The sequence below is a fragment of the Enterobacter cloacae complex sp. ESBL7 genome (assembly GCF_041679625.1).
Lineage (GTDB): Bacteria > Pseudomonadota > Gammaproteobacteria > Enterobacterales > Enterobacteriaceae > Enterobacter > Enterobacter asburiae_B.
This window is the reverse complement of record NZ_JBGORN010000021.1, coordinates 1-8387: the sequence shown is the minus strand read 5'-3', so window position 1 is coordinate 8387 and position 8387 is coordinate 1. Positions and strand designations below refer to the sequence as shown.

Below are 8387 nucleotides of genomic sequence, written 5' to 3'. Positions count from 1 at the left end.
CAGGGCCACCACGGTCGCCCCCAGCAACCCGATGGTGCTCTGCGCCATAACCAGGGAGACCATAAAGATGACAAGACAGCCCAGATACCGCACCTGCCCGCAGAACAGCCACCGGTGCAGGCTCAGTGCCAGCATCGTGGCCAGAAAACTCGCCATCACGTTTATCTGGCGAAACCCGCCTGAAGGACGCAGGCCTTCCTGCAGGGGCAGCCAGTGTGCATAGCCCGCAGGCCAGAGCACACAAAGCAGAACGGACACCGCGCACACCAGACCTGTAACAATCAGCGCATCTGCCGCGTGTGCCGAAAGCGCCTCAGACACCCGGGAGGCCGCAAGCCACAGCAGAAAAACACCGCCACACCACATCATGAGCACGCGGGTCACGGCACGCCAGGCGTCGCTCCCGGGGGACATCCACAGCAGGGGTAGCGTAAGAATGAGAAAAGACAGGAGCAGCAACGGTGCGCGGGAAAAAACCATCCGTCCGCTGATGGCCATGACCAGAAACAGCAATCCCGGCAGCACCCAGCCGGCATACTCCGGCATCACCGTGTCCGCAGGCAGCAGTGAGTGCCAGGGCAGGTTAATGAGCAGACAGGACACCGCGGCGAATATCACGATAACCGCCTTCACGCGGAAATCCGTATTATTCTCACCCGCCATTACGGTATCACTGAGCGACTGACTTCCCGACATGACCATTCCTCTGGTTATTTATCGAATAACGTCAAAAAAGTTATTTAAGTCCGGCATAAAAACCCAGACAAAAATATGACACACGCACACAACACGCTAAAAAAACCTTCATAAAGCAAAATAAAAATGCAGAAAAATAAAAAACTGAAAACTGAAAACTGAAAAAACACTCAGAAATACATCCAGCAAGACCCAGCAATATAATGACGCCGCCGGTTTCCCGTCGTGAATATCATCCGGATGAAAATAACCCTGCCCCTGGTATCATTCATCCCGGAAATACTGGATACGTCATATTCCTGGCTGTGCGCCTCCCGAAAAAATCACCCGGCGAACGCTGACGTGTGTGACCTGCGTTCTCACTGGCAACGAGAAAAAACTCGTCTCCTGCAGGCGCTTCGTACCGACATTCAAAAATACCATTCAAGCATCGACAAAGACCTGCTTTACCTTCAGTTCACCATTGATATTAACTAACCATCTATCTGCATCACATAATAACAAAATGCCAACCACCCGAACACACACCATAGCCACTCACGAATAAGCTCACTACAGTAACCCGGCTGTTAAAAATAGTAATTTAACTGCTACTTTTCAAAAGAAGCGACAGATTAATAAAAAGGCTACGCTCTCATGCTCAATGAGACAGGAGGATAAGTTATAATGAACCTCCATGTTCATTATAAAAGGCCCTCACAAAACATGACTATTAACAAATTAAGATTTATGCCAGGCTGACATTCACTGTCACTGGTAGTTTCACCTCATCACCACTTTCGGCTACAAGTGGGGCTGCGGTGCCGAGGGAATTCTGTGGGTCTTTCGCAACCATCGAGCCGATTCCCAACTTCACAGCCTTAACCGAATCTGTTTCTGAAGTAAACTCAACTACCCCCCCTAAAGCTGCGTGAACGGCGTTCAAGTACATATCGGTTAGAGCAAGCATTGGGATAGGATATGCAGCACCATTAGAAACGGTGCTTCCGGCCGCTACCTTCCTCGACCCAAAACCTGTTGCAGATGTAGCGAGGTCTAAATCCGCTCCATCGGATCTTGTAAAGGTTACAGGTGTTGCTAATTGTGTACTTGCATTTGCATCACTGAATGCTTTAATACTAGCTAACTGGATAGATGTAGCCCAGAACCCCCCCGAGGAACCAAAAGGAACAAGCGCCTGTGCCCTGTAAGTGCCACCGCTAACTACACCTTCATTACCCCACTCAGTTGACAGAGACAGCTTCGTGATTTTGCAGGTTCCACCACCAGTGGCGGACACAAGAATCTCGCGTGGGTCCGTCAATTTACTGGTATTCGAAATTGATGAACCGCTGGCTGCAGAGTATGTCCATGCTGCACTAAAATCCGTATCACCAGGTGAGGTTACAGCAATCCCACATTCATTCGACGAGTGAACACTTACTGTTGTAGTAAATACTGGAGAGATACCATCAGCAATAGCTTGTTGCATGCTAACAGAACCCACAACCGACAATGCAAATATCGACAGCTTCTTTTTTAATCCAGCACTCATATTTCACCTCAATTTAATTTATTAGACTAAAACTCAATTACCAACCACTTTCCTTGCCTACCATTATGTGCAACTGATAAGTGGCACTCACTCAAAAAAACCAATACAACCATAAACACTAGTTTCTAGAGAAAAAAGCCAATCCGAAACCAGCAACATACCCCCCATATTAAAAAGCACGACAACAGAGTTATGTAAAATCTCAGACGAGATACCTCACAAAAAAAACCTACCGTGCAAAAATGATTAGCGTATGACATTGACACCACCTCTTTACATTGACACGCATAACGCCACCAAATAAAGAGCCCGCATATACTCAACAAGAGAGTGAGCATTATTTACTTCTTTTACACCTCTCCAGTTGAAGGGTGTTATTATTCTGGCATTACACCTGCAGAAACACCGACACCCGACCCTAGGTAATTAATAAAATCACGCACCGACATATTCGAGATTCAAATACTGCATTATTTCCCGCGCACAGATAAAACCAGTTCAAAGCCTCACGGGTTAATCACTTAATTACGGCGACACGCAACAATGTCGATATCGGTATTTCACCGTTATTACCGCCATGACAATTGCAGGGTAAAATTCGCACTCAAATCACCTTCTGTATTTCGTTGCCTGCCAGGGCCTTCCTTTTGCGGGCTGTCATCACTGCGGTGAACCTGCACCACCAGAGGGATGTTCATCACTTCGCCGTCCTTCAGAGTGGTGTTCATGTCGAACCAGTACTCGTCCTGATTGAGACGGAAGTACGTATCACCCTGAGCATCCTTTACCAGGGCCGCCGAATCCGGCGACAGGGTCTGCAGAAGATTATCCGCCCGAGTGGTCACCTTCTGAGGCCCCAGCGTAAAATACATCCACTGACTCACCGCACTGTCTTCCTGCCGGCGCAGTATACCCCGTTCAGGGTGCTCACCCTGGGCATCCGCCTTAAACTTCAGTCCCAGGCCGTTAAATTCGCACTCACTCAGCTGCAACGTCAGCGTCTGTCGGCTGTCATCACCGCGCGATGCAGATGACCGGCTGCCATCTGTTTTTTTTGAGCCGAAGGTCAGCGTATCCGTATCCAGCTTAGCCTGACACGAAGGGGCAATCACCCGGCCGGTAATGGTGATATCCCGTGCCGGCAGCCAGGTTTCTGCCGCCGGTGCATCCTGGGTGCGGGCAATGACCATAACCAGCACACAGAGCAGTAACCCCGGAAGCCCGCCTGCGAGCACTTCACGCAGCGTGCCGGTAAACCGCATTATCTGTTTCATCAGTATACTGACTCCTCACCCTCGCCCTCTGAACCCGTTATACCGTTGTGACTGTCTGACCTGTTTTTGGGTATCAGCCCCGGCCTGTCATCAGTCATAGGACACCTGATATATGCCCTTGGCCGTGATGTTGCCGGCCGTCACGTCCAGATTATTCTGCGCCCGGGCATAGTACGCCTGCAGCGAGACGGTTATCCCCTGGGTCAGTTCATCTCCTGTCGCTGACGGATGAGGGTTTGTCAGCACTAACGGCGACTGCCGGCTCCACTGCACGACCCCCACCCTGCGCTGACCAAAGGCCTGCGCGTCGTACTTCATCAGGTAGCCCGTCCCTGTATCCTGACCCGACACATCATCCCGGCCGACCAGAATGGTGTCGTGCCCGTCCATGGAGTCCGTTACGCTGCCCTGCGGAATGAAGCGAATACGCAGGGTCTGGGTGTTCTCCGAGCAGTTGGCCACCACCAGTTGTGGCGGTGACATCAGCGTGTCCGTGTAATGTCCCGCCTGCACATTGCGCTTCAGCCACACCTGCGAGATGTCCGGCATCCGGAAACTCAGGCTTTCCGATGTGCTGGTGCAGGTCGGCACCGTCAGGTCTGCCGAGACCTGCACGGTATCTTCCTGAGCGTAAACCTCACGCCCTGCCGCATCATAAAACGTCGTGATGCGCTTAAACTGTGCCGGCGGCAGTGCGACCAGACCTGCGCCGGTGTTCTGCTCAAGCCTGAGCAGCCCCACCGTCATGTCACCCGGATTTTCCAGGTGATTTCCGTTACCGGTACTTCTGCGCCGCGCCTTATCCTTAAGACTGGTCTGAATCCCGACCCCGATACCTTTCAGGCCACTCGAGAACACATACCAGCCGGTTTCCGGGCGTGACTCCGTTTTCATTGCGTCCGCCCCCGAGACCACCCAGGCACTTTCCCAGTGGGTACTGCTGGCCTCGCAGGCCGCACAGGCCACATCCGGTAACGTCACTTCCTGCGACACAAATGCCTGCTGGTTACTCACGGGTGTCTCCGGGGCCAGGGAGCGCACACCAAACACCACCGCCACCGGCGGGGTCTTCTGTGCTGTCAGGGTATCTTCCGCGGCCTGGCTGTATACGGGGCTTATCCCTGCCAGCAGCCCGCCGGCCAGCCAGAGGCGCATCACAACGCCCGCCGTGCTCTTGCGTTTCTTCACCGTTCTCTCCTCAGCGACAGGTCGCCGTCACCTGACTCAGACGCTTCTCATCCGTCCCCTGCGGCAGACTGTAATCCGCCGTACAGCGACCATCACTTCCGTCCGCCCAGGTCACCAGAAGCTTCCCTTTGTCTGGCAGGCCGGACATATAGGCCTGACCGCCGTCACCGACAATGCCGGTGTGCTCCGGGGCCTGCTTATCCTGTTTCTTCAGTGACACCACCGCACCAAACGGAATGTCACCCCCTGCCGCTCGCGCCAGGGTAAAGAGCACCCTGTACCCCTGGGAGCCCGTGAAGCGCACCCTGACCACCGAACCGCGGGTGGGCACTGTCGCCTTACTGCTGCTGTCCACCTCAACGTTCCCCGGCAGGTTGGTCATATTCACACTGAGCTTATTCAGATCGTACGGTGTCAGCCCCGACACCACGGCATAGCCCCGCCAGTCCGTTTCCACGCCTGCAATGCGCACACCACCGACGCCCGGTAACTCAATCAGGGCATTCGCCCCATCCAGGGAGAGCGATTTGGCCAGCGTTATCCCCTGCGGATGCACCAGCACCGCGCCACTCATGCCGTAACTCCAGCCATGATTATCACTGCCCGACATGTTGTATCCGGCGCTCATGGCGGCATATTTCCCGCTGTAGCCCACACTGGTACTGCTGCTGTCAGAATCACCCCAGCCCGTGGACGCACTGTAGTTAACCTTGCTGTCCAGCGCCGACCCGCTCACGCCGGCCTGCTGATTCGCCCGGCCGTTATACCGGGAGTACATGTAGTTGCCGGACATCGTACTGCTGCCACCCAACCATTTCGCGAGCGGCAGGGAAATGTTCAGCGTCATGCTGCGGTCGTTTCGTGGCCCCTGACTGAAGCCACCCTGCCCACTCCCGGACGTCCCCGCCGTGGTATTCAGCCCGGCAGCCAGAGAAATACCGACATCCTTCACCGTGGTGCTGTAGCTGACGGTGTACCCTCTCTGGGTGGCTTCGCCTCCCCAGTACTGCGTCTGATTCCCGGTCAGCGTCAGACTGCCGAACACGCCCAGCGAGCGGGACAGCGACACCTGATAACTGGCCTTCTGTCCGTTTCCGCTCCTCAGCGTATCCGGGGTCATCCCCAGGGCATCGCTGTAGGTGTGGAAATTCTTTGAGCCGTAGCGGGTGGCAGCCATACCTACCGTGGCTCCACCAATGTTCCGCGACCAGGTGAACTGTGAGGACACCCCGGTCAGTTGCCCGTGCTCGCCCGGAAACGACGAAAGCCGCATGGCAGACAGTGAGGAAGTCAGCGAGAAAGCACCCAGCAGTCCCGAGTACCACCCGCCGCCTGCCGATATCTGCTGATAGTCCTGCGACAACAGCATCCCCGCCAGCAGACTGGTATTTCCGCCCGTTCCGTATGACAGGTTCCCCTGTGCAAACGATGTGGAGAGACGACTGTTACCACTGCCCGTATTTTGTGCCTGCCCCGCCGACATGCTGTAACCCATTTCGCCGGCATTCATCAGCATGGGTGCCACCGCCGAAGACATCGTGAAACGCCGCACGCTGCCGTCCGCCTCACGAATTTCAACCTCAACATCACCGTTACCGCTGCGGTTAAAGTCCGTCAGGGCAAACGGCCCCTGGGGCACGTTTTGCTGGTAGATAACCTTCCCGAACTGTCGTACCGTTACGGTCGCAGGCGAATTCGCAATCCCGGTGATAGCGGGCTTATATCCTGTTGCCGAGGGATTCAGCATCCCCGTATCCGACGCCATCGTGACGCCGGTGAAGGGGACCGAGTCCACCACGCTGCCATCTGACGTCAGACGACCGACCGAAAACTGTCCGCCGCGCATAAAACTGTAATCGTGCTGGGCATACACATCCTGCGTATTCCAGTCGCTGCCGCCCCTGTCTGAACGGTGCCAGGCTAATCCACTGCGCACCCGCCAGCCCAGAACATTCAGCTGTCCGTTAAGACTGAGAAAATCACTGCCATTACGCTCACCCTGATTACTCTGCTGACTGCCGCTGTAGTTGTAATTCATCAGCAGAGCGGGAATACCCTCATCCCATCGTGACGGAGGGGTGCGCATCTCGGACGCGGCCCCCAGCGACGCCTGAGGAACCGTAATCGCCAGTAATTTTTTGTTGTAATCAAACTTCTCTGATGACCAGGGGACCATCGACACCACCCCCCCGACCGGACAGTCAGCACTCCCTGCTGCTCCCTTTGCCGCAGGTATTGCCACCGCAGAGGCGTCAGTCGCCGGCGGTGTTTTTCCCGGGGCAACCGCCTTTGGCTCCTCAGACTTCACCCCCCACTCCGTCAGCATGTCTCGCGTCACACAGGCATAGAGCTTTCCGGGCTGGTCAGGCCAGGAGCGAAACGTCAGCATCCGGCCATCATCGACCATTTTATCGTTCACCTTGACCTGCACCGGGTAATCACCCGGCATCATTCCGCCACGGTGGGCAAAGTAGCTCAGGTCAACGTGACCCTTTCCTTTCCCCTTTCCGCCGTCAGCCATGGACATAAAGTCATCGTCAAAGGTGAGCGCCTGGTCTCCTCCTCCACCTGACGCGGCCGGCGCTGCGGCAGAAACAGCATCAACCGCCGCTCCCTGCGCACTGGCAACTGACATCATCACCGCCAGGGCACACAGAGAAAGCCTCCCGCCCGCAGGGTGCAACACCGCCGTACCTCTCCTCGCGGAGACTTCAGACCATTGCTTTCTCATAACGTGTTTCGCTCAGCAATGCCTTTCTCGGGCAGGTGTATCAGAAGGTTTTTTCCGTCACGGGTGTGCGCGCACCACGATCATCCACGGTGAAATACGTCAACTTGCCGTGTGCGACCGAAGACGGTACCGACAGAGTGCCGAACGGCGCCACCATGGTGTCCTTATCTGCGGCCACTGCCTTGCCGTCCACCGCCAGTGACACCATCGTGATGTAGTATGGCGTCGGGTTTTTAACCGTCAGGGTTTTACCATCTGCACTGACCGTCAGCTTACCGGGCAGGGCCTTCACCACGGCCGCATCCTTCAGCGCCGCCGGGCGATAAATCAGCTTGATACGGGTGTTGACGGCAAACTGCAGGCCGCTGGTCACCGCCTTTGAATACCCTTTGTCACCTTTCTTCGGAGGAATGGCCAGAGAGTTCAGGTAGTACACAGACTCCCTGTCTGCCGGCAGGGTGTCGCTGACGCGGTTCACACGCAATTCCACAGCGCCCTGTGGATCAAGGCGATACAGTGGCGGCGTGACCACAAAAGGTAGACTGGCAGCCGCCCCGCCTTTCCCGTCAGCTCCCGCCTCATTTCCCTTATCGCCATAAGGTGACACCCAGAAACGCATCAGCCAGGTTCCCGTGGAGCCATTGTTCACCGACAGGGTGGCGGCATCATTGGAACCATCAAAAATCAGACGGGTCCCTCCCAAAGCAATCCCGCCAGCCTGGACGGCACCACTCAGGCACAGGCCACTTAAAAACAGGGATGCAGAAAACATCAACTGACGCGTATTAATCACTCAGGACTCCTCGGGTTCGCCGGTAAAAAAAATGGCTAAAAGGTTTACATTTAGGACCATTTTGACAACCATTTTCCGCAGGTGGAGTTTTAAGCCTTAAAAGGAGAAAGGGCCGGATGGTTTAACCAACATTCAGGAACGAAACAGGAAAATGGACTTTCCTTTTCGAAA

At 55.1% G+C, this 8387-nt stretch carries 5 protein-coding genes and 1 pseudogene; all 6 read right to left on the bottom strand.

Features of this window, described 5'->3' with window-relative positions:
• Positions 1 to 696: pseudogene (locus ACERY3_RS25200) on the bottom strand (hypothetical protein); the annotation flags it as partial.
• A 727-nt stretch (positions 697 to 1423) separates the two neighbouring features.
• Positions 1424 to 2230 (bottom strand): hypothetical protein, encoded by an 807-nt coding sequence (locus ACERY3_RS25195; RefSeq protein WP_373226787.1) that lies wholly within the window; start codon positions 2228 to 2230, stop codon positions 1424 to 1426.
• Between the two features lie 569 nt (positions 2231 to 2799).
• Positions 2800 to 3504 (bottom strand): hypothetical protein, encoded by a 705-nt coding sequence (locus ACERY3_RS25190; protein WP_373226786.1) that lies wholly within the window; start codon positions 3502 to 3504, stop codon positions 2800 to 2802.
• 90 nt (positions 3505 to 3594) lie between these two features.
• Positions 3595 to 4692: a hypothetical protein gene (locus ACERY3_RS25185; RefSeq protein WP_373226785.1), complete on the bottom strand. Its 1098-nt coding sequence runs from the start codon at positions 4690 to 4692 to the stop codon at positions 3595 to 3597.
• A 10-nt stretch (positions 4693 to 4702) separates the two neighbouring features.
• Positions 4703 to 7423, bottom strand: coding sequence for a fimbria/pilus outer membrane usher protein (locus tag ACERY3_RS25180; protein WP_373226784.1), 2721 nt, complete (start codon positions 7421 to 7423; stop codon positions 4703 to 4705).
• A 40-nt stretch (positions 7424 to 7463) separates the two neighbouring features.
• Positions 7464 to 8216 carry a molecular chaperone gene (locus tag ACERY3_RS25175; protein WP_373226783.1) on the bottom strand — a complete coding sequence of 251 codons (753 nt, stop codon included), beginning with the start codon at positions 8214 to 8216 and terminating at the stop codon, positions 7464 to 7466.
• Between the last annotated feature and the right edge of the window lie 171 nt (positions 8217 to 8387).

Coding starts and splice junctions, on each gene's coding strand:
- ACERY3_RS25195 (WP_373226787.1), bottom strand. CDS start 2,230: ATGAGTGCTGGATTAAAAAAGAAGCTGTCGATATTTGCATTGTCGGTT.
- ACERY3_RS25190 (WP_373226786.1), bottom strand. CDS start 3,504: ATGAAACAGATAATGCGGTTTACCGGCACGCTGCGTGAAGTGCTCGCA.
- ACERY3_RS25180 (WP_373226784.1), bottom strand. CDS start 7,423: ATGAGAAAGCAATGGTCTGAAGTCTCCGCGAGGAGAGGTACGGCGGTG.